The organism is Sinorhizobium sp. 22678 (genome assembly GCF_052044265.1).
Classification (GTDB): Bacteria; Pseudomonadota; Alphaproteobacteria; order Rhizobiales; family Rhizobiaceae; genus Sinorhizobium; species Sinorhizobium meliloti_A.
Genome location: NZ_JBQEMS010000005.1, coordinates 62,890 through 81,388, shown reverse-complemented (window position 1 = coordinate 81,388; position 18,499 = coordinate 62,890). Strand labels below are relative to the sequence as shown.

Here is an 18,499-nt window from a genome sequence, read left to right as displayed (position 1 = left end):
CGGTAGATGAATGCTGCGACTTGCCCCTGGTACGGCAAGTTCTCTGCCGACCGGCGTTTCGAACCCGACAATCATTGGAAACTTGCGTTTTGCCACAGAAAGCGACGCGTGCTGATTGCATCGCGGCGTTCATTCAAGCAAACTTATATGCCATAAGCTGAATCGAACTCGCGAGGAGACTACCAGATGAACAAGAAGGATCCTAACCCGATCGATGCCTTTGTCGGCTCGCGTGTTCGCATGCGCAGGCTGATGATAGGTCTGAGCCAGGAAAAGCTCGCCGATGGGCTCGGCATCACCTTTCAGCAAGTCCAGAAATACGAAAAAGGGACCAACCGCATCGGCGCCAGCCGGTTGCAGGCGATCGCCGACATACTCGGCGTTCATCCGAGCTTTTTCTTCCAGCAGGACGAGGGCAGCGCCCAATCGGGCAAGCCCGCTGCAGATGTTCATGAATCCCAGGAGATTTCATCCTTCGTCGCCTCGAAGGAGGGTATCGCACTCAACCGGGCCTTCCTGAAGATCACCGACCCGGTGCTTCGCAAGAAGATCATCTCTCTCGTCGCGGCGATGGCGCAGACGCCCGAGTCGGATCAGACCCACGCCCAATCCGGAACCCGCCCCGCGGAATCACTTCATGGCTGAAGATCGCCATGAACATGGCTGTCCATGAAGACAATTGACGGCGGACAGGCTGCCTCCGCCGTTTTCAAATCCACTGAGGCGGAATGAAAGTCGTATTCGTTGGCCCGACCGTTCCCGACGCTGTACGGTTGGCCGGCGATGCGCTCACGATCCGCCCGCCTGCCAGGCAGGGCGATGTTCTCCGGGCGGTGCACGACGGCGCTGCGGCCATCGGCCTGATCGACGGCAACTTCGAACATGTCGCCCCCGTTTGGCACAAGGAAATTCTCTTCGCCCTTTCCGAGGGCGTGGCCGTCTTCGGCGCAGCGAGCATGGGTGCTCTGCGCGCGGCCGAATGCGCCGATTTCGGAATGGCGGGCATCGGCGAGATCTTTCGCCAATATGCAAGCGGCGAGGCCGAAGACGATTCCGACGTAGCACTGCTCCACGCTCCCGAGGAACTCGGCTACGCGGCGCTGACCATTCCCCTCGTCAATGTCAGGGCCACCCTCCGCCGGCTCCTGGAATTGCGATCGTTGTCCGTCGAAGATGCCGCTGATGTCGAGGAAGCCGCCTCCTCCTTGTTCTACAAGGAACGGAGCTGGGGTGCGATCGCTGCGAACGCCCGGCTGATAACGGGCGGCGATGCACTAATCCGGAAGCTGCGGGCGGGCTATGTGGATCAGAAGCGGGCCGACGGCCTCGAGCTTCTGGAAACGCTGCGCAGCCACACAGGCGAACGACAGCACGCGCAATGCCAATGGACGTTTCATGCGACCAGCCTCTGGGCGAGAGCGCTTGACCCGTTGCCGACTTCGACAAATAAGCCTGCCTGAATTTACGCCAGACCGACGGTCATTAGCCTATTATTTAGGCACCACAGTATATCGCAAAATATTTGGGCATATCCATATTGCGGAAATTGCTGCATCGCATCATGATACGGCATGACCCATCGCGACCTCACCATTCTTGTGATTGACGAGAACGCCATCCGCGCCTCGATCATCGAGGAAGGATTGCGCGAAGCAGGACACGGCAAAGTCACCGTGATCCATGAGGTTCATGGCGTCGCCCGGGTCATCGAGACGCTCCGCCCGGACGTGATCGTCATAGACATCGAAAACCCCAACCGGGACATGATGGAACATCTTTTCCAGCTGACCCGCACGGTCGGTCGCCCGATCGCGATGTTCGTGGACCGCTCCGACACGGCCTCTATCGAAGCGGCCGTCGAGGCAGGCGTCTCGGCCTATATCGTCGACGGATTGAAGAAGGAGCGCGTCAAGCCGATCCTCGACATGGCCGTCAGCCGCTTCAAGGCCTTCAGCCGGCTTCAGCGCGAACTGGCGGAAGCCAAATCCGCACTCGAAGAGCGCAAGCTCGTCGAGCGCGCCAAAGGCATCCTCATGAAAATGCGCAGTCTTTCCGAAGAGGAAGCCTTCGCGCTGCTGCGTCAGACGGCGATGAACGAGAAGAAAAAGATTTCGGAGATCGCGCAAAGCGTCGTGACCGCCGCCGGATTGCTGATCCGGTGACCGGCCGCTCTTCTGCTGCGGCACCTCGGGAGACACCGGAGTGAACATATTGACGAACAAAAGTGAACTCACCGGCAAGAAGCTCGCCGCCGGCGGTGCCATGCCGGCGCCAGGTCGCATCCGCCACGAGGGATCGCGCACCGTCCGCGCAGGATTCATCCCCCTCGTGGACGCGGCCGTGCTGATCGCCGCCGCCGAATTCGGCTTTGCACAGCGCGAAGGCATCACCCTCGAACTCGTCAAGGACGTCTCCTGGGCGAATGTACGTGACAGGCTTGCCTTTCGACAGTTCGACGTAGCCCACATGCTTTCACCCATGCCGGTTGCCGCCATGCTCGGCCTCGGCTCCAATCCGTCGCCGACGATTGCGCCCTTTTCCCTGGGGCGCGGCGGCAACGCAATCACGCTGTCGAGGCGGCTCTACGGGCTCATGCAGGAGGCAGGAGGGCTCGGCGCAGGCGAGGATGCATTGAAGAATGCCGAGGCCCTGGCGGCGGTCATCCGCAGCGCGCAGGCAGCCGGCAAACCGCCGCTGACGCTCGGCGTCACCTACCCCTTCTCGTCCCATAACTACGAGTTCCGCTACTGGCTCGCGGCCGGCGGCATCGATCCCGACCGCGACGTCAAGCTGGTCGTGGTGCCGCCGCCAATGACCTCCGACGCGCTCGCCGCGGGCGCCATCGACGGCTTTTGCGTCGGGGCGCCCTGGAACATGGTCGCATCCGAACGCGGCGTCGGCCGCATCGTCGCGACCAAGCAGGACATCTGGCCCTCCGCACCGGAAAAGGTCATCGGTATGCGTCCCGAATGGGCGGAAGCCAACAGGGACACGGTCTCGCGCCTGATCGTCGCGCTCGACCGCGCCGCCCGCTGGTCGGACGAGCCGGGCAATCGCGGCCGCCTTGCGGAAGTGCTGGCAGAGGAACGTCACGTGGCAGCACCGGCCGACATCATCCGCCGGGTGCTTGCGGGCGAATTCGCAGTCGACCCGGAAAGAAACCGCCGCGTCGTCGAGAACTATCTCGTCTTCCACGCAGACTTTGCCAACTTCCCGCGTCCCAGCCAGGCGCTCTGGACCTACAGTCAAATGGTGCGCTGGGGACAGACATCCTTGTCGAGGCAGGGAATTGGCGCGGCCATCTCCGCCTATCGTCCGGACCTCTATCGCGAGGCGCTGGGCAAGGGTGCCTTGCCGGCCGACGCGGACGGCAGGCTCGAAGGAGCAACCGACGGCGATCGTTTCATGGACGGCCACGTCTTCGATCCGGGCAGGATCGACGACTATATCAGGTCCTTTACCGTCGGGGGCAATGGCGGGGGTGCAGCACCCGGGCGATGATATCTGAGCTAGACTAAGGCCTGTTGAGATGACGGCTGCTGCGAGATGGATAATGGCGTCGAAGCTCTGGTCGGTTTTGTCGGCACGCAGGGCGATGCGCTTGAATCATTGAGTACCGAGCGTGCGCGTCACATGAGACGCGCGGCGCTGCAGGAGGCGTATCGGAGGACTGCAATCTCTCCTTTTACCTCGTCCCTGTGCTCGTTACAGGGATGAGAGCAGCGCCGCGTCTGCGGCGCGGGAGGCGTTCTTTCAGCCCAAGGACCTGGTCTGGCTGGATTCCTGTGACGAGCACAGGAATGAGGAAATCGACAGACGGCCGCGGGTGGCACACCTCGAGAATTTCTGTGGCGTCGCAGTAAATCTCGCCTCCCTTCGGTCGTGACCTCGGGCTCCTTCGTCAATCCCCGGGCGGTCGCCATCCTCGTGTCTGGCCCGGGCTTGGCCCGAGAATCCACATGCGAGCCTGACAAAGTCGGAGCGCTCACATCAGCCTTCAAACGTGTAGTCCTCGATCGATTGCTGCTTCATTTCGATCGAGAAACCAGGCCGCTCGGGCGGCATGTAAGCGGCGTTACGGATCACGCACGGATCCAGGAAATGTTCGTGCAGGTGGTCGACATATTCGATCACCCGACCGTCCTTCGTGCCGGAAACGGCAACGTAATCGATCATGGAAAGGTGCTGCACATATTCGCAGAGGCCGACGCCGCCGGCGTGCGGCCAGACGGGCAGTCCGTATTTGGTGGCGATCAGCAGCACCGCCAGTACCTCGTTCAGGCCACCCATGCGGCAGGAATCGATCTGCACGATGTCGATCGCGCCCTCGGCGATGAACTGCTTGAACATGATGCGGTTCTGGCACATCTCGCCGGTCGCGACCTTGACAGGGCCGATCGCCTCGCGGATCTTGCGGTGTCCGGCGACGTCGTCCGGGCTCGTCGGCTCCTCGATGAAGAAGGGCTTGGCAAAGGCGAGCTTTTGCACCCATTCGATTGCCTCGCCCACTTCCCAGACCTGGTTCGCATCGATCATCAGGTACCGGTCGGGGCCGATCACTTCGCGGGCAATCCTCAGCCGGCGGATATCGTCGTCGAGGTCACGCCCGACCTTCATCTTGATGTGGTCGAAACCTGCGTCGACCGCCTCCTGCGCAAGCCGCCTGAGCTTTTCGTCGTCATAGCCGAGCCAGCCTGCAGAAGTGGTGTAGCAGGGGTAGCCCTCCTTTTCGAGCCTGGCGATCCGCTCGGCCTTGCCGGGCTCGGCTCGCCGCAGGATCTCGACCGCCTCGTCGCGGGTGAGAACATCCGTCAAGTAGCGGTAATCGACGATGTCGGCGATCTCTTCCGCCGACATGTCGGCGACGAGACGCCACACCGGTTTGCCGGCATCCTTTGCGAGGAGATCCCAGACGGCGTTGACGATGGCCCCGGTCGCCAGATGGATCGCGCCCTTTTCCGGGCCGATCCAGCGCAGCTGGCTGTCGCTCGTCAGGTGCCGCCAGAAGTGGCCGGGATGTTTCAAAATGCCGCCGATGTCCTGGCCGACCACGAGATGCCGCATGGCCTCGATCGCCATGCAGCATATGTCGTTGCCCCGCCCTATGGTGAAGGTGAGGCCGTGACCTGCCAGACCCGGCCGATCCGTGTCGAGGATGACGTAAGCCGCCGAATAGTCCGGATCCGGGTTCATGGCGTCCGAACCGTCGAGGCTCGCCGAGGTCGGGAAGCGAAGGTCGAAGACGCGAAGGTCGGTAATGCGGGTCATGTTTGCTCCAATACCTACAGCGCCGCGCGCCTTTTCGGACGCGCGGAGAACACTGCGGCACTTTGATGCTGCCTGTTCGTGTCCTTCAGTCGAATTGACCGAAGGAAACATGCGAGTAGCTCAGGTGTCGGCGCGAACGCGCTGCTTCTGACTGCCGAGGCCCTCTATGCCGAGTTCGACGATGTCGCCGGCCTTCAGATAGCGCGGCGGCTTCATGCCCATGCCGACGCCCGGCGGCGTGCCCGTCGAGATGATATCACCGGGGCGCAGCGACATGAACTGCGAGAGATAAGAGACGAGATAGGCGGCGCCGTAGACCATCGTCTTGGTCGAGCCGTCCTGCATCGTCTCGCCGTTGACCTTCAGCCACATTGCGAGATCCTGCGGATCCGCCACCTCGTCCTTGGTGACGAGCCACGGTCCGGTCGGCCCGAAAGTGTCGCAGGACTTGCCCTTCGTCCACTGACCGTGCCGTTCCGTCTGGAAAGCGCGTTCGGAGACATCGTGGACCGTGCAGTAGCCGGCGACGTAGTCGAGCGCCTCGGCTTCGCTCACATATTTCGCCGTCTTTCCGATGACGATGCCGAGTTCCACTTCCCAGTCGGTCTTCTCCGAACCCCGCGGCAGGATCAGATCGTCGTTCGGCCCGACGATGGCGGAAGTCGCCTTCATGAAGATGATCGGCTCCGGCGGCACGGTCGCGCCCGTCTCGGCAGCATGATCGGAATAGTTGAGGCCGATGCAGATGAACTTGCCCGTACCTGCGACGCAGGGACCAAGCCTCGGATTGCCGGACACGGCAGGCAGCGCCGCGACATCGAGCTTCGCGAGTTCGTCAAGCTTGCCGGGGTCGAGCGCGCCTGCGGCGAGATCGGGAACGTGGCCGGAAATATCGCGGATGATGCCGTCGGAACCGAGAAGACCCGGCTTTTCCTGGCCCGGCTCGCCATAACGAAGAAATTTCATGTGCTTTTTCCCTGATGAAGCGTTCAAATGGTCCAGCCGCCGTCGATGGCGTAGGCCTGGCCGGAGGTGTAGGTGGCGCCGGCGAGATAGACGGCGAGGTCGGCGATCTCTTCGGGCGTGCCGAGGCGGCCCATCGGCTGGCGGGAGATAAAGGCCGCGCGCGCCGTTTCGTAGTCTCCCTGTGCCCGCATGCGGCTTTCGAGCGACGGGCTTTCGACCGTTCCCGGGCAGATCGCATTGCAGCGAATGCCGTCGCCCACATAGTCCGCCGCAACGGCTTTCGTCAGTCCGATGACGGCTGCCTTGGTCACCCCATAGGCGAAGCGGTTCGGCACGCCTTTGATGCTGGAGGCCACCGAGGCCATATTGACGATCGACCCGTCCTTGCGGGCGATCATGCCGGGCAGCACCGCGCGGATGGTGCGGATCATCGACTTGACGTTGAGGTCGAAGGCGAAATCGAGGTCCTCGTCCTTCATCGTCAGCACCGAGCCTGCATGCACGAAACCGGCGCAATTGAAGAGCACGTCCACCGCCCCGATTTCTGCGACCAGCGCTTCGACCGCAGCGGTGTCGAGGACGTCCAGCCGGTGGGTGCTGATGCCCGCCTCGCCTTCGAGGCTGCCGACGGCGTCCGCATTGATATCGGTCGCATGGACCTTGGCGCCGGCCTTGGCGAAGGCAAGTGCGGTTGCGCGTCCTATGCCCTGCGCCGCAGCTGTGACGAGGACGACCTTTCCGGCAAGGTTCGCTGTCATTGGATGGTTCCCTCAAGTTTGCGTTCGACGATCAGAATGTGATCCGCGGCAAGAACGACCTCGCCGCGCTGGTTGATGACCTCGCACCGCTCGATGACCCGGCCGGCCCTCGGTCGCTTCGGATCGTCTTCCTTGGCGGCGATGGTGACGCGGGTGCGGATCGTATCGCCGATATGGACAGGGCGGACGAATCGCAGACGGTCGTAACCGTAAGAGAAGGCGACCGGGTTGATCAAGGAGGCGGTGAGCCCGACTCCGATTGAGAAGATCATCGTGCCGTGGGCAATGCGCTGACCGCCGGGCAGCGTTTTGGCGAACTCCGCATCCATGTGGTGCGGGAAGAAATCACCCGTATGCCCGGCATGGACGACGAAGTCCGTTTCCGTGATCGTGCGTCCGCTCGTCAGCCGCACATGGCCCTGTTCGTAGTCCTCGTAGTAGATCGTCTGCTCGCTCATTTCACTTTTCCGATGGAAGCGCTGCGATCGGCGTTGCCGGGCGCGCGCTCGATTGATAGGCGGCCTCCACCAGGGCCATCGTCCGCCATGCGTCCTCGACCGACCCGATGAGTTCATCGTCCTCGCCGCAGGCATGGCGTTGCAGATTGGCCATCCGGTTGGCGAAGGCGTCGGGGAACCACGAACCTTCAAGCGGCACCGAAATCCATTCGCTCTCCCCCGAGGGACGAATCCACAGCTCGTCCGGCTCACCGCGCGGATAGTCGAGATTGACGCCGAGCTTGACATAGGCGGCACCCCTCGTCCCGCAGATGCGGAATTCGCAGGCCTGGAACCTCCGCCCGAAATCGTGGTCGTGATTGACGGAAAGCACGCAGCGCACGGCATCGCCGTAATCGAGGATCGCGGCGGTGCGGGTTTGAGCCACATCGTGGTTCGGATGGCCGAGGGTCTTGGCGTGAACACCCTGGGGATCGCCTAGGAGACTGCGCACGAGGTCCAGGTAGTGGATGGAATGCATCGCGATCTCGATGCGCGGCAGTCCCTGCAGGAACGGCCAGAGCCCCCAGGGCGTCGCAAGCGCCAGCCAGGCGTCGAAATCGACAACCTCGCCGAGATAGCCCCTGTCGATCGCGTCCTTGAGCGCGAGCATCATCGGCGCGAAGCGAAGCTGAAAGTTCACCGCCGCCCCGATGTTCCGCTCACGGCAGATTTCGAGAATTCCGGTCGCCGCCGCAAGATCGCTGCCCATCGGCTTCTGTATCAGCGCAAAGGAGCCCTTCGGCAGTTGAGACAGGATCGAGGCGTGCGCGGCCGGCGGCGTCGCGAGATCGAAGATCGCGTTCTCCGCCGAAAGAGCCTCCCCTTCGCTCGTAAACGCCCTGACATCCCATTGCCGCGCGAGCGCCGCCGCCTTCTCCGCATCCGGATCGAAGATGCCGGCCACCGGGAAGCCTGCGTTTCTGTAGGCCGGAAGATGGGCGTCGCCGACGATGCTGCCCGCACCGAAGATGACGATGGGGCGTGGCGTAGCCGGCTTCGGCCACCATTGCCGCAGCGACGAGGGATCGAAGGTCTCAGTCATGGTGGAAGACTTCCTCCATCATAGCCCACCACTCGCCTTGCCTGCGGCTTTCGAGAGGCTTCTGACAGGGCATGCACACCGACCACCATTCCTGGTTTTTCGGATGTGCCGCCATCTTCGCCATGTCGGCTTCGAAGTCCTCCCCGACATATTCCCAGTAGCCGAAGAGAAGATTTTCCGGCTCCTTCAGGAAGATCGAGTAATTCGTGATGTTGCACTCGCTGATCAGCGCGAGAATCTCCGGCCAGACGGCCGCATGCAGCCGCTTGTATTCCGCCACTTTCGGCGGTTCGAGCCCGATCACCATTCCCATTCTCTGCATGACCGTTCCCTTCTACCGGCGGAACTCGCGGGTGAACTCGGCGACCGAGCGCGCCTGGACAGCCTCCCAATCCCAGGCGATGCCGATGCCCGGATCGGAAGGCGCGATCGCCCTGCCCTCCCGGATCTCCATTCCCTTTTGCGTCAGATCGTCGAGCTGCGGAATGTATTCCACATATTTCCCGTTGGGCACCGCGCAAACGAGGCTCACATGCAGTTCCATCAGGAAATGCGGGCAGACGGGAATGTCGAAGGCCTCCGCCGCGTGAGCCACTTTCAGCCAAGGGGTGATGCCGCCGATCCGCGCCACGTCCACCTGGACGATCGAGCAGGCGCCCTTTTGCATATATTCGCGAAAATGGCGGATGGAATAGACGGACTCGCCGACGGCGATCGGCGTCGGCGTCGACCGCGTCAGGCGGATGTGGCCGTCGAGATCGTCGGCCGGCAGCGGTTCCTCGATCCAGGCGAGATCGAGATCGCGGAGCCGGGCGGCGCGGCGGATCGCCTCGTCGACGGTGAAGCCCTGATTGCAATCCGTCATGATTTCGAAGCCGTCGCCAAGTGCTGCGCGCATGGCCGAGAGCCTGTCGTAATCCTCCGCCCCGCTCGGCTTGCCGATCTTGACCTTCGATCCGGAGAAGCCCTTGGCCTTCGCCTGCAACGCGTCGTCTACGAGGGCCTGCTTTTCGATGTGCAGCCAGCCGCCCTCGGTGGTGTAAAGCGGGCAGCTTTCCTTCGCCCCGCCCGCCAGTTTCCAGAGCGGCAGCTTCTGCTTCTTCGCCCGCAGGTCCCATAGCGCCGTATCGACGGCGGCGAGCGCCAAAGCCGTTATGGCGCCGATGGTCGTCGCATGCGTCGCAAACTCCATCTTGTGCCAAAGCGCCTCGATGCAGTCCGCGTCTTCCCCGAGCAGGATCGGAACCAGATGATCGGAGAGCAGCCGCATGACGGACGACCCGCCTGTTCCGATCGTGTAGCTGTAGCCGGTGCCGGTCGCACCGTCCGCATCCGTGATCGTGACGATCGGCGTTTCCTGGCTCACGAAGCTCTGGATGGCGTCGGTCCGCTTGACCTTCGGCGGAAGATCCACCATCCGCAGTTCTATTTTCTCGATCCTTGCCATGTCAGCCTGCCAAAGCCTTTCCGGTCTCGCCGTCGAAGAGATGCGCCCGGGACAGATCGAGGCTCATGCGCACCGCCTCGCCCGGGCGCAGCGGCCGCGGGTTGAGCATGCGCGAGACCCAATCCCGCCCGTTGAACTGAGTGAAAACCAGGGTTTCGTTGCCCAGCGGTTCTGTGATCGTGACCGGAAGCTCGATCTCGTGGACGGCGTCCGCATCGCCCGCATGGAGGCCGTGCCCCGAAGGATAGACATCGTCCGGCCTAAGCCCGAAGGTCACTTTCTGGCCCTCGCGAACCGAGGAACGGAAGCGTGGCGGAAGCGGCAGGGTCGCTCCGCTTGCAAAGGCGAGCTTTCCGTCCGTCAGGACCGCCTCCTCCATGTTCATCGGCGGCGAGCCGATGAAGCCGGCGACGAACTTGGTCGCCGGGCGGCGGAAGACATCCTCCGGCGTGCCCACCTGCTCGATATGCCCGTCGCGCATGATGACGATGCGGTCGGAGAGCGTCATCGCCTCCACCTGATCATGGGTGACGTAGATCATCGTCGCCTGCATGCGGGCGTGCAGTTTCTTGATCTCGGTGCGCACCTGGGTCCTGAGCTTCGCGTCGAGGTTCGACAGAGGCTCATCGAAAAGAAAGACGTCCGGCTGCCGCACGATCGCGCGTCCCATGGCGACGCGCTGGCGCTGGCCGCCCGACAGTTGCGAAGGGCGACGTTCGAGAAGATGGCCGAGATCGAGGATCGCCGCCGCCTCGGCAACGCGCGTCTTGATCTCTTCCGCCGGACACCCGGCGATTTTCAGCGAGAAACCCATATTCTCGGCAACCGTCATATGCGGGTAGAGTGCATAGGACTGAAAGACCATCGAGATGTTGCGCGCCCGAGGCGGCAGATCGTTGACCGTTCGCCCGCCGATCTCAATCGCGCCGCCGCTGACCTCCTCGAGCCCCGCGATCATGCGCAGCGTCGTCGACTTGCCGCAGCCCGAAGGTCCGACGAGCGCAATGAATTCGCGATCCTTCACTTCGAGATCGATGCCGTGCACGACTTCCAGAGCGCCGTAGCGCTTGACGAGTTTCTTGAGCGTAACGGGCGCCATGAACGATTATCCTTTCACCGCGCCGAAGGTCAGGCCCGAGACGAGGTGCTTCTGAATGATGAAGGTGAGGGTCAACGCCGGAACGATCATGACGACCGCAAGCGCGCACATGCCGCGCCAGTCGATGGTGAATTCGGCGGTGTAGTCGAGGAGCCCCACGGGCAAGGTCTTGGAATTGACGGAGCGGGTAATCTGCGAAGCGAGTGCATATTCGTTCCAGGACGTCAGGAAAGCGAAGATACCGGCCGACGCAATGCCCGGGCCGGCAAGCGGAAACTCCACCTGCCAGAAGGCCTGCCAAGGGGTGCAGCCGTCGATCTGCGCGGCTTCCGCGAGATCTTTCGGCACCTGGCGGAAGAATCCGTCGATCAGCCAGATCGTGAAGGGAACGTTGAGCGCGACATAGGTGAGGATGAGCGAGAAATGCGTATCGATGATGCCGGTGCGCGCATAGAGCATGAAGAGCGGCAGCGACAGCGCGATGCCCGGCACCGCGCGCGTCAGCATGAAGCCGAGGAAGATGGCCGACTTCGCCTTGAACCGGTAGCGCGCGAAGGCATAGCCGCCGGCAAGGCCGATCGCCAGGGCGATGACCGTCGAGGTGACCGATACGATGAGCGAATTGCGGAAATAGTCCCAGACCGGGACGCCCCCCTGCCCTGCGCCCGAGAACATCGCCCGGTAGGCGTCGAACGAGAGCGTCTCCGGGATCCAGACCGGCGGCTTGGCCATGATCTCGACCGTCGGCCGCAGCGATGAAAGCACGATCCAGAGGCCCGGCAGGCAGATGACAAGCATGGCGAGAAAGAGCCCCACGAGGTGTGCCACCTTCAGCAACCGCCGCCGCAGGCGATGAGACGCGTTCGTATCCATTACCACTCGGCTCCGATCTGCTGGCGCGCCGCGGCGAGCTTGCGGAAGAAATAGACAGTGAAGACGATCGACAACAGGATGGCGACGTAGGCCATTGCGTTGGCCATGCCCATGCGGGCGTCGCCATAGGCGGTGCGTCCGATAAGCGTCCAGAGCAGTTCGGTGCGCTTTGCCGGGCCGCCATCCGTCATGATCTTGACGATGTCGTAGGCGCGCGCGACATCGAGCGAACGGATCGTCATCGCGATGAAGGCGAAGGGCATCAGGTAGGGCCAGGTGACATAGCGGAAGGTCTGCCAGGGCGTGCAGCCGTCGACATGGGCCGCTTCGACCGGATCCTTGGGCATGGCAAGCAGCCCGGCGAGAATGAGGATCGCGAAAACCGCGGTCGAAGACCAGACCTCTGCGACGATGATCGAGAAGAGCGCGAGATTGCCGTCGATCAGCCAGGGGATGGCACGATCGGTGAGGCCCAGCGACTGCAGCGCGTTGTTGACGAAGCCGATATTGTCGTTGAACAGGAACTTGAACTGGAAGCCCACCAGCACCGGCGAGAACATCATCGGAAACATCATCGCGGTCCGCAACGCCCGCTGGCCGTAAGTCGCCTTGTTGACCAGCAGCGCCAAGCCAAGACCGAGGAACATCTCGGCGTTGAGCGCGACGGTGAGAAGGAGCACCGTCCGGCCGAAAGCGACCCAGAATTCGGCATTGGTAAGGACGTTCACATAGTTGCGAAAACCGATGAAGACCCAAAGCGAGTCCGGCTTCGTCAGACGGAACGGGGTGAAACTCGAATAAAGCGAGAAGACGAGCGGCAGCACGATGAACACTGCCAGGACGATGAAGGCCGGAAGCAGCAGAAGCGTGGGTGCCGACAGTTTCGAGAGCTTCATCGGAGATCCTGGGAAGAGTTCACATGCGTGGCGGCGCCGAAACGGTCCGGCGCCGCCTTTCAATCGGGATCAGAGCTTGCCGGCGTCTTCGAGGATGCCGGTGGCCTTTTCGGCGGCGGCGTCGAGCGCTTCCTTCGACGTCTTGTCGCCGAGGATCGCTGCCTGCAGCTCCGGATAGACTGCGTTGGAGATCTCGATCCACTCAGCCGTCTGCGGCACCGGGAAAGCATGCTTTGCCGCTTCCTGGAACGCCTGCAGGACCTCGGTCTTGTAGGCGTCGCCTTCCGCGGCCTTGATATTGTAGTCCCAGACGGCGCTTCGCGTCGGCAGCGGGCCGGCGGCGGATTCGAGCTTCTGGCTGTCCTCATTCGTCAGCCACCAGACGAGCGAGGCGGCTGCTTCCTTGTCGGCGCAGGATTCGGTCACCGAGAAGCCGTGATGCCCGGACCAGCCGGTGCGCTTGCCGGAGGAGCCGGCCGGCTGAACCTTGACGCCGACATTCCCGGCGACCTTCGACGATTTCGGATCGTTGAAGAAGGATGCCCAGCCGGGCCAGTCGAGATTGACCGCGATCGAGCCCGAGGCGAAGCCCTGTCCGAGATCGTCCCAGAGATAGTTGGTGGTGCCCGGCGGTACCGCCTTGTCCTTGTAGAGCTTGACGAACCATTCGAGCGCGCGCACGCCCGCTTCCGAATTGAAGGCGGGGCGGCCGTCCTTGTCGAGATATTCCCCACCCTCGGCGACCAGCATTTCGTAGAAGCGGCCGTTGATCGCTTCCTCCTTGCCGGCAAACTGGGTGCCGTAGAAATTCGGCGGAGCGGCGAAGAATTCTGCCTGGTCGCTCACCTGAGCCCAGGTGTCCGGCGGCGCGAGGTCATAGCCGTATTTGGCCTTGAATTCGGTCTTCTTCGCCTCGTCCTGGTATAGGCTCTTTTGGAAATAGAGCGCGGAGACGTCGAACTGCGCCCGCGGCAGCATGACGAGCTTGCCGTCGAGCGTCGAGGCGTCGATTACGGCCGGTACGAATTTGGCCACTTCCTCGGAAGGGATGAGGCCGAAAAGGTCCGCATAGATGTCCGGATACTGCGGAGCGAAGGAGGAGTGGTTCGAACCGACGCACCAGGTGAGGCCGCCGGTGGCGATATCGGATTTGATCTCCTTGTCCAGTTCGAAGTGGTTCTTCTTCGACAGGATATTGACCTTGGCGCCGGTCGCCTTCTCCCATTCGCCGATGCGCTCATAGAGTTTCTCGTACTGCTGTCCACCGATCAGCTTGGCGTCGATGGTCACGCCTTCGAACTTGCCGGGCAGGTCCGCGGCATTTGCCGCCCCCATTGCGCAAGCAAGCATGATCACTCCGGCCGATACGCCGGAAAGCAGCCTGTTCATTGTACTTCCTCCGCTGAACACGCCCTTCTCCGAGAGCATGAGTCCTCATCCGTGAGAAACTAATTTATATACAAACGATAAATTTATGGATGGTCAAGGGCCATTCCCTTCCGTCTTCCGCTTTTCATGCGTATATGGAGGGGAATATTCATCTGGGAGAGACGCGGATGGACAATGAAGAGTCAGACAAGTATCGCGCGCCGGCACTCGACAAGGGCCTGGACATACTGGAGCTGCTTGCCAGCGTCGACGGCGGCCTCACGCAGGCTGAGATTTCGAAGAGGCTGAACCGCAGTCCGAACGAGTTCTACCGCATGCTCGACCGTCTGGTGCGCCGCGGCTACGTGACCCGTATCGACGGCGATCTCTATTCGCTGACCCTGAAGCTCTTCGGATTGGCGCAGTTGCATGCGCCCGTGCGCCGGCTCGCTTCCTTCGCCACGCCGCTGATGCGCGAGCTCGCCCAGCGGTCCAAGCAGGCCAACCAACTCGCCGTCTTCGACCGCGGCTCCGCCGTCGTGATCGCGCAGCAGGAGGCGCCGGACTACTGGGGCATTTCGATCCGGGTGGGCTCGCATATCAGCCTGTTCGACACCGGATCGGGCCACGTGTTGCTTGCATTCCGTTCGCCGGAGGAACGGGAAATGATGATCTCCGAACATGTGCGCAGCAGGGACGAGATCAACCTCACCCCGGAATTCTACGCCCGTCTCGACCAGATCCGCGAGCGCGGCTACGAGATGATGGCAAGTGCCCAGACCGCCGGTGTCTACAACCTCTCCGCCCCGATCCTTGGGCCCGACGGACGCAGCATCGCAGCGCTCACCTGCCCCTATATCTCCCTGGTCAACAATCCTTCGGCCCCTGATATCACCGAGACCATATCGCTCCTGCTCAAGACCGCATCGCAGCTCTCGGCGCTCGCCGGAGCCGATGTCGCGCAGGGTTGATCCGCGCCGGAAAAACAGACTTCCTATGTGACCGAAGAGGAGGAGCAGCCTTGATCATCGACACGCATCTGCATCTGATCGACAAATCCGCGCTCAACTATCCGTGGCTCGCCGGGGTTCCCGCGCTCGATCGGGATTTTCTCTATTCGAGCTATGCGGCGGAGGCAAAGCGCGTGGGCATTGCCGCCTCGCTGCATATGGAAGTGGACGTCGACCCGGCTGAGACCGAACTCGAAACGCGCGAGGTCGCGCGTCTTGCGGGTGAGCCCGGAAGCCTCCTCAAAGGCGCAATTGCCGCCTGCCGCCCGGAAGAGGAAGGCTTCGCCGCCTATCTCGCGCGGCAGGAGGAAAACGCCTTCGTCAAGGGCTTCAGGCGGGTGTTGCACGTCGTTGCCGACGATCTCTCCGAGCAATCTCTCTTTCGCCAAAACATCAAGCGGCTCTCCGGCACCCGCTTCACCTTCGATCTCTGCGTCCTGCCGCATCAGATGCCGAAAGCCATGGCACTCGCCGACCTCGCGCCCGACGTTCAGTTCATTCTCGACCATTGCGGCGTTCCCGACATAAAGGGTCACGCGGAGCATCCCTGGCGCGATCATATGACCGAGATCGCCCGCCGTCCCAATGTGATCGCCAAGATCTCCGGAGTGGTCGCCTATGCGGAGGAAGGCTGGACGCTCGCCTCCATCCGTCCTTATGTCGAGCACACGATCTCGGTCTTCGGCTGGGACCGCGTCGTCTGGGGCAGCGACTGGCCGGTCTGCACCCTCGGCGGCAACCTCTCCACCTGGGTCGCGGCCACCCAGGCTCTCATCGAAGGCTGCAGTCCCGAGGAACGGAGGAAGCTGCTCTCCGGCAATGCGCGGCGGATCTGGAACCTGCCCTGACGATTCTCTCCCTTGCCCCCTCACCCAGTGCTTGTCACACCGCAATGAGGGCGTGCGGGAGACGCCGTCATGATGCGCCGCGTTGCCGTTCCAGCGTCTCGAAATGGTCGGCGATCTCCTTGCCGGTCGCGATCCAAACGTCGCCTTTTGCCTGAACGTGACGCAGGAAGTCGCGAAGGAGGTGCCAGCGCATCGGACGGCCGGACACTTGCGGGTGCAAAACGAGCGTCGTGACGCCGCCCCAGGCATGGGTGGCCTCGAATTCGTCGATCCAGAGCGAAAGGACGGCTTCGCGGCCGAAGAGCGGTCGCGCGCTCGAGCGGCTGGACATCCCGAAATTCCAGTCGTCGAATGCGAAATTGACCGGAATCTCCACCGGGCCCGGCACGCCGTCCGCCGACGCGTGCCGGTAGGGCAGGATGTCGTCGCGAAACGAGCTGGAATAGCGGATGCCCGATTTGGCAAGATAGGCGATGAGCTCGGGAAAGTTCTCTCCGGAGGGTGCGCGGTAACCGACGGGACGAATGCCGAATGCCCGCTGCAGCGCCTCGAAGCCGCGGTCGATCTCCTCGAACGTCTCTTCCAGCCGATCGCGATCCGGCATCTTGTGAAGATAGCCGTGGTGACCGATCTCGTGTCCGGCCGCGACAATCTTCTCGCAGGCCGCGGGATGGGCAAGCGCCGTCCATCCGGGCGTGAAGAACGTCGCCTTCATCGCCAGCTCGTCCATCAGTTCGACGATCCTGGCAATGCCGACGCGCGCATCGTAGCCGCCATGGGAGGTGGTCACCATCCGATCGACATTCGAAGGATTGTTGCCGATCCATGCGGTTTCGGCATCCACGTCGAAGCCGATGAAGACGGCGCTCTTCGCGCCGTTCGGCCAGGTCAGCGCCGGCGTTTGCGGCGCCGGATTGAGCGGACGGGGCGTCAGGTCGTAGGTCATCACGAAATCCTCAGCAAAAGACGGGACGCTTGTCGCCGTCGCCAGCAAGCAGGGGCTCCAGAGCGCGGCAATCCTCGACGTGTTCGAGCTCGGCGAGCATCCGCCAGAGTCCGTCCGCCTGCTCCGTTTCGATGCTCATCGCGGCGAGCTCTTCGAACTTGGCGCGGATGGCGGCGGGGCGCATCGGCCTTTCGGCGGAGCCGGTCGCGCGGGGCACCATTCGTGCCAGACGGGCGCCGTCCTTGAAGAGAAGCGTGACGACCGGCTCGTCGAGCGGCTGCATCCCATCGTCTACCGTGAGCAGCATGCGGTCCATGACGGCCCGCAGGCGGGAATCGGCACGTCGGTCGGCGGCATAGGCCTGGAGCCCGGCCGTCAGGAACACGCAGCGTGCCGCAAGCGCATAGGGCAGGCTCATCTGCGTGGGCGCCATGGCGCCGCTCTCACGGGCGCCGCACATGCCCATCAGCATGGCGCTCAACCGCAACTCGACCCTGTCGATCTCAACTGCATCACGTCCCGTTTCCGAAAGCAGGTCGTCCAGCGCATCGATCGCCGAATGGGCGCCCCGGCAGGAAGCGTAAGGTTTGAGGACCGCACGCCTCACCTTCCAGTCTTCGTCCAGTCTTTCGCATAGCTTCTGCGGCTCGCAGACATCCTTGTTGAACGACAGGAAAAAGCCGCCCCAGACGTCGTCGAAGACCCTGGAGGGGCCGGCAAGGCCCTCCCCTGCCAACCGCGCCGCGAGCAGCCCGCCCTCGGCCGCGCGGCCGGCATGGACCTTCTTCGCCTGCGATCCGTCATGGATGAAGGCCCAGAGGCCGGAGGAGAAGCTGGTGGCGAGCGTGATCGCATCGCGCGTGGCAAGATCGTCGAAACCGGAAAGCCTGGCCACGGCCGCCGCAGCCGCAAGCGTGCCGCAGGTGCCCGTGGAATGCCAACCGAGCCCGTTGTGGCTGTCGTATCCGCCCGCCGCTTCGAGGACGCGCCGGCCGGTCTCGTAACCCGCGACCACGCTGGCGATGAGTTCCCTACCCGTCACCGGGCGCTTCGCTTCGGCAATCGCGGCCAGAACGGCGGGAATGACGACGGCGCCCGAATGGTCGCACCCGCCGGAATCGTCGAGTTCGAAAGCGTGTGCCGCGACCCCGTTTATGAGCGCGGCCTCACGCGCTGCCGCGCGATCGCCGGTGCCCCAGATCAGCGCGCTACCGGGCACACCGGCGGCCCTGCGGGCGATGCCGGCTTCCGCCGAGCGCGCGCCAGCCAGTGCTGCGCCGATTGTGTCCGCGATGTGGACTTTGGTCTTTTCGACGACATCGGGGGGAAGCGCTTCGAACTTAAGGGCTGCAAGAAAGGATGCCAGCCTGTCGACCGGCGCGTCGGCGGCAACGCGGGGCATGGAACTGCTCATGGTTTGTCGAGAATCGGTCGGCGACGGCGCATATTGCGGCCCCGCCTGTTCGGCGGGGCCGCAA

At 63.0% G+C, this 18,499-nt stretch carries 19 protein-coding genes; 6 read left to right on the top strand and 13 right to left on the bottom strand.

The features are described 5' to 3' along the window. The first annotated feature begins 186 nt into the window (after positions 1-186). From ACTJKL_RS09710 to ACTJKL_RS09695, 4 genes are all read left to right on the top strand, one after another. The gene (locus ACTJKL_RS09710) at positions 187-645 is read left to right on the top strand and encodes a helix-turn-helix domain-containing protein (RefSeq protein WP_324763850.1); all 459 of its coding nucleotides are present in this window, start codon (positions 187-189) and stop codon (positions 643-645) included. Positions 646-728: 83 nt separating this feature from the next. Next, positions 729-1,460: a TfuA-like protein gene (locus ACTJKL_RS09705; RefSeq protein ID WP_440852775.1), complete on the top strand. Its 732-nt coding sequence runs from the start codon at positions 729-731 to the stop codon at positions 1,458-1,460. Between the two features lie 111 nt (positions 1,461-1,571). Then, complete coding sequence (locus ACTJKL_RS09700) at positions 1,572-2,162, top strand: ANTAR domain-containing response regulator (protein ID WP_100670625.1); 591 nt, start codon at positions 1,572-1,574, stop codon at positions 2,160-2,162. Between the two features lie 40 nt (positions 2,163-2,202). After that, positions 2,203-3,501 carry a CmpA/NrtA family ABC transporter substrate-binding protein gene (locus ACTJKL_RS09695; protein ID WP_440852774.1) on the top strand — a complete coding sequence of 433 codons (1,299 nt, stop codon included), beginning with the start codon at positions 2,203-2,205 and terminating at the stop codon, positions 3,499-3,501. Positions 3,502-3,990: 489 nt separating this feature from the next. Here the strand turns inward: ACTJKL_RS09695 and ACTJKL_RS09690 are convergent, their stop codons facing one another. The 11 genes from ACTJKL_RS09690 to ACTJKL_RS09640 form a co-directional block, all read right to left on the bottom strand. Next, entirely contained in the window at positions 3,991-5,268 is a 1,278-nt protein-coding gene (locus tag ACTJKL_RS09690; protein ID WP_440852773.1) for an L-fuconate dehydratase, read from the bottom strand. Between the two features lie 120 nt (positions 5,269-5,388). Beyond that, a complete protein-coding gene (locus ACTJKL_RS09685) occupies positions 5,389-6,234 on the bottom strand; it encodes a fumarylacetoacetate hydrolase family protein (RefSeq protein WP_018097170.1) in 846 nt (281 codons plus the stop codon). A gap of 23 nt (positions 6,235-6,257) precedes the next feature. Continuing rightward, a complete protein-coding gene (locus ACTJKL_RS09680) occupies positions 6,258-6,992 on the bottom strand; it encodes an SDR family oxidoreductase (RefSeq protein WP_003534628.1) in 735 nt (244 codons plus the stop codon). Next, entirely contained in the window at positions 6,989-7,450 is a 462-nt protein-coding gene (locus tag ACTJKL_RS09675) for a MaoC/PaaZ C-terminal domain-containing protein (RefSeq protein WP_102762312.1), read from the bottom strand. The genes ACTJKL_RS09680 and ACTJKL_RS09675 overlap by 4 nt, the downstream gene beginning before the upstream one ends. Position 7,451: 1 nt before the next feature. Further along, complete coding sequence (locus tag ACTJKL_RS09670) at positions 7,452-8,534, bottom strand: Gfo/Idh/MocA family protein (RefSeq protein ID WP_018097172.1); 1,083 nt, start codon at positions 8,532-8,534, stop codon at positions 7,452-7,454. Further along, positions 8,527-8,856 (bottom strand): L-rhamnose mutarotase, encoded by a 330-nt coding sequence (locus tag ACTJKL_RS09665; protein ID WP_018097173.1) that lies wholly within the window; start codon positions 8,854-8,856, stop codon positions 8,527-8,529. The genes ACTJKL_RS09670 and ACTJKL_RS09665 overlap by 8 nt, the downstream gene beginning before the upstream one ends. A gap of 12 nt (positions 8,857-8,868) precedes the next feature. Next, positions 8,869-9,981, bottom strand: a complete 1,113-nt coding sequence (locus ACTJKL_RS09660) for a mandelate racemase/muconate lactonizing enzyme family protein (RefSeq protein ID WP_440852772.1) — start codon at positions 9,979-9,981, stop codon at positions 8,869-8,871. A 1-nt stretch (position 9,982) separates the two neighbouring features. Beyond that, positions 9,983-11,080: an ABC transporter ATP-binding protein gene (locus ACTJKL_RS09655; protein WP_440852771.1), complete on the bottom strand. Its 1,098-nt coding sequence runs from the start codon at positions 11,078-11,080 to the stop codon at positions 9,983-9,985. A gap of 6 nt (positions 11,081-11,086) precedes the next feature. After that, positions 11,087-11,953 carry a carbohydrate ABC transporter permease gene (locus ACTJKL_RS09650; RefSeq protein ID WP_018097176.1) on the bottom strand — a complete coding sequence of 289 codons (867 nt, stop codon included), beginning with the start codon at positions 11,951-11,953 and terminating at the stop codon, positions 11,087-11,089. After that, complete coding sequence (locus tag ACTJKL_RS09645; protein ID WP_018097177.1) at positions 11,953-12,849, bottom strand: carbohydrate ABC transporter permease; 897 nt, start codon at positions 12,847-12,849, stop codon at positions 11,953-11,955. Before ACTJKL_RS09645 ends, ACTJKL_RS09650 begins: the two co-directional genes overlap by 1 nt. A 69-nt stretch (positions 12,850-12,918) precedes the next feature. Then, the gene (locus tag ACTJKL_RS09640; RefSeq protein ID WP_018097178.1) at positions 12,919-14,238 is read right to left on the bottom strand and encodes an ABC transporter substrate-binding protein; all 1,320 of its coding nucleotides are present in this window, start codon (positions 14,236-14,238) and stop codon (positions 12,919-12,921) included. 167 nt (positions 14,239-14,405) lie between these two features. Between ACTJKL_RS09640 and ACTJKL_RS09635 the strand changes: the two genes are divergently transcribed. Together ACTJKL_RS09635 and ACTJKL_RS09630 are read left to right on the top strand one after the other, a co-directional pair. Continuing rightward, positions 14,406-15,188 carry an IclR family transcriptional regulator gene (locus tag ACTJKL_RS09635; RefSeq protein WP_010975556.1) on the top strand — a complete coding sequence of 261 codons (783 nt, stop codon included), beginning with the start codon at positions 14,406-14,408 and terminating at the stop codon, positions 15,186-15,188. A 50-nt stretch (positions 15,189-15,238) separates the two neighbouring features. Next, positions 15,239-16,075 (top strand): amidohydrolase family protein, encoded by an 837-nt coding sequence (locus tag ACTJKL_RS09630; protein ID WP_440852770.1) that lies wholly within the window; start codon positions 15,239-15,241, stop codon positions 16,073-16,075. Between the two features lie 67 nt (positions 16,076-16,142). Here ACTJKL_RS09630 and ACTJKL_RS09625 read toward each other — a convergent pair whose 3' ends face one another. Both ACTJKL_RS09625 and ACTJKL_RS09620 read right to left on the bottom strand, forming a co-directional pair. Continuing rightward, positions 16,143-17,021, bottom strand: coding sequence for a polysaccharide deacetylase family protein (locus tag ACTJKL_RS09625; protein WP_440852769.1), 879 nt, complete (start codon positions 17,019-17,021; stop codon positions 16,143-16,145). 10 nt (positions 17,022-17,031) lie between these two features. Next, positions 17,032-18,423, bottom strand: coding sequence for an MmgE/PrpD family protein (locus ACTJKL_RS09620; protein ID WP_440852768.1), 1,392 nt, complete (start codon positions 18,421-18,423; stop codon positions 17,032-17,034). Between the last annotated feature and the right edge of the window lie 76 nt (positions 18,424-18,499).

Bases quoted from the DNA above. Each gene is read 5' to 3' on its own strand.
- ACTJKL_RS09710 (WP_324763850.1), top strand. From the start codon at position 187: ATGAACAAGAAGGATCCTAACCCGATCGATGCCTTTGTCGGCTCGCGT.
- ACTJKL_RS09705 (WP_440852775.1), top strand. From the start codon at position 729: ATGAAAGTCGTATTCGTTGGCCCGACCGTTCCCGACGCTGTACGGTTG.
- ACTJKL_RS09700 (WP_100670625.1), top strand. From the start codon at position 1,572: ATGACCCATCGCGACCTCACCATTCTTGTGATTGACGAGAACGCCATC.
- ACTJKL_RS09690 (WP_440852773.1), bottom strand. From the start codon at position 5,268: ATGACCCGCATTACCGACCTTCGCGTCTTCGACCTTCGCTTCCCGACC.
- ACTJKL_RS09685 (WP_018097170.1), bottom strand. From the start codon at position 6,234: ATGAAATTTCTTCGTTATGGCGAGCCGGGCCAGGAAAAGCCGGGTCTT.
- ACTJKL_RS09680 (WP_003534628.1), bottom strand. From the start codon at position 6,992: ATGACAGCGAACCTTGCCGGAAAGGTCGTCCTCGTCACAGCTGCGGCG.
- ACTJKL_RS09675 (WP_102762312.1), bottom strand. From the start codon at position 7,450: ATGAGCGAGCAGACGATCTACTACGAGGACTACGAACAGGGCCATGTG.
- ACTJKL_RS09670 (WP_018097172.1), bottom strand. From the start codon at position 8,534: ATGACTGAGACCTTCGATCCCTCGTCGCTGCGGCAATGGTGGCCGAAG.
- ACTJKL_RS09665 (WP_018097173.1), bottom strand. From the start codon at position 8,856: ATGCAGAGAATGGGAATGGTGATCGGGCTCGAACCGCCGAAAGTGGCG.
- ACTJKL_RS09660 (WP_440852772.1), bottom strand. From the start codon at position 9,981: ATGGCAAGGATCGAGAAAATAGAACTGCGGATGGTGGATCTTCCGCCG.
- ACTJKL_RS09655 (WP_440852771.1), bottom strand. From the start codon at position 11,080: ATGGCGCCCGTTACGCTCAAGAAACTCGTCAAGCGCTACGGCGCTCTG.
- ACTJKL_RS09650 (WP_018097176.1), bottom strand. From the start codon at position 11,953: ATGGATACGAACGCGTCTCATCGCCTGCGGCGGCGGTTGCTGAAGGTG.
- ACTJKL_RS09645 (WP_018097177.1), bottom strand. From the start codon at position 12,849: ATGAAGCTCTCGAAACTGTCGGCACCCACGCTTCTGCTGCTTCCGGCC.
- ACTJKL_RS09640 (WP_018097178.1), bottom strand. From the start codon at position 14,238: ATGAACAGGCTGCTTTCCGGCGTATCGGCCGGAGTGATCATGCTTGCT.
- ACTJKL_RS09635 (WP_010975556.1), top strand. From the start codon at position 14,406: ATGGACAATGAAGAGTCAGACAAGTATCGCGCGCCGGCACTCGACAAG.
- ACTJKL_RS09625 (WP_440852769.1), bottom strand. From the start codon at position 17,021: ATGACCTACGACCTGACGCCCCGTCCGCTCAATCCGGCGCCGCAAACG.
- ACTJKL_RS09620 (WP_440852768.1), bottom strand. From the start codon at position 18,423: ATGCCCCGCGTTGCCGCCGACGCGCCGGTCGACAGGCTGGCATCCTTT.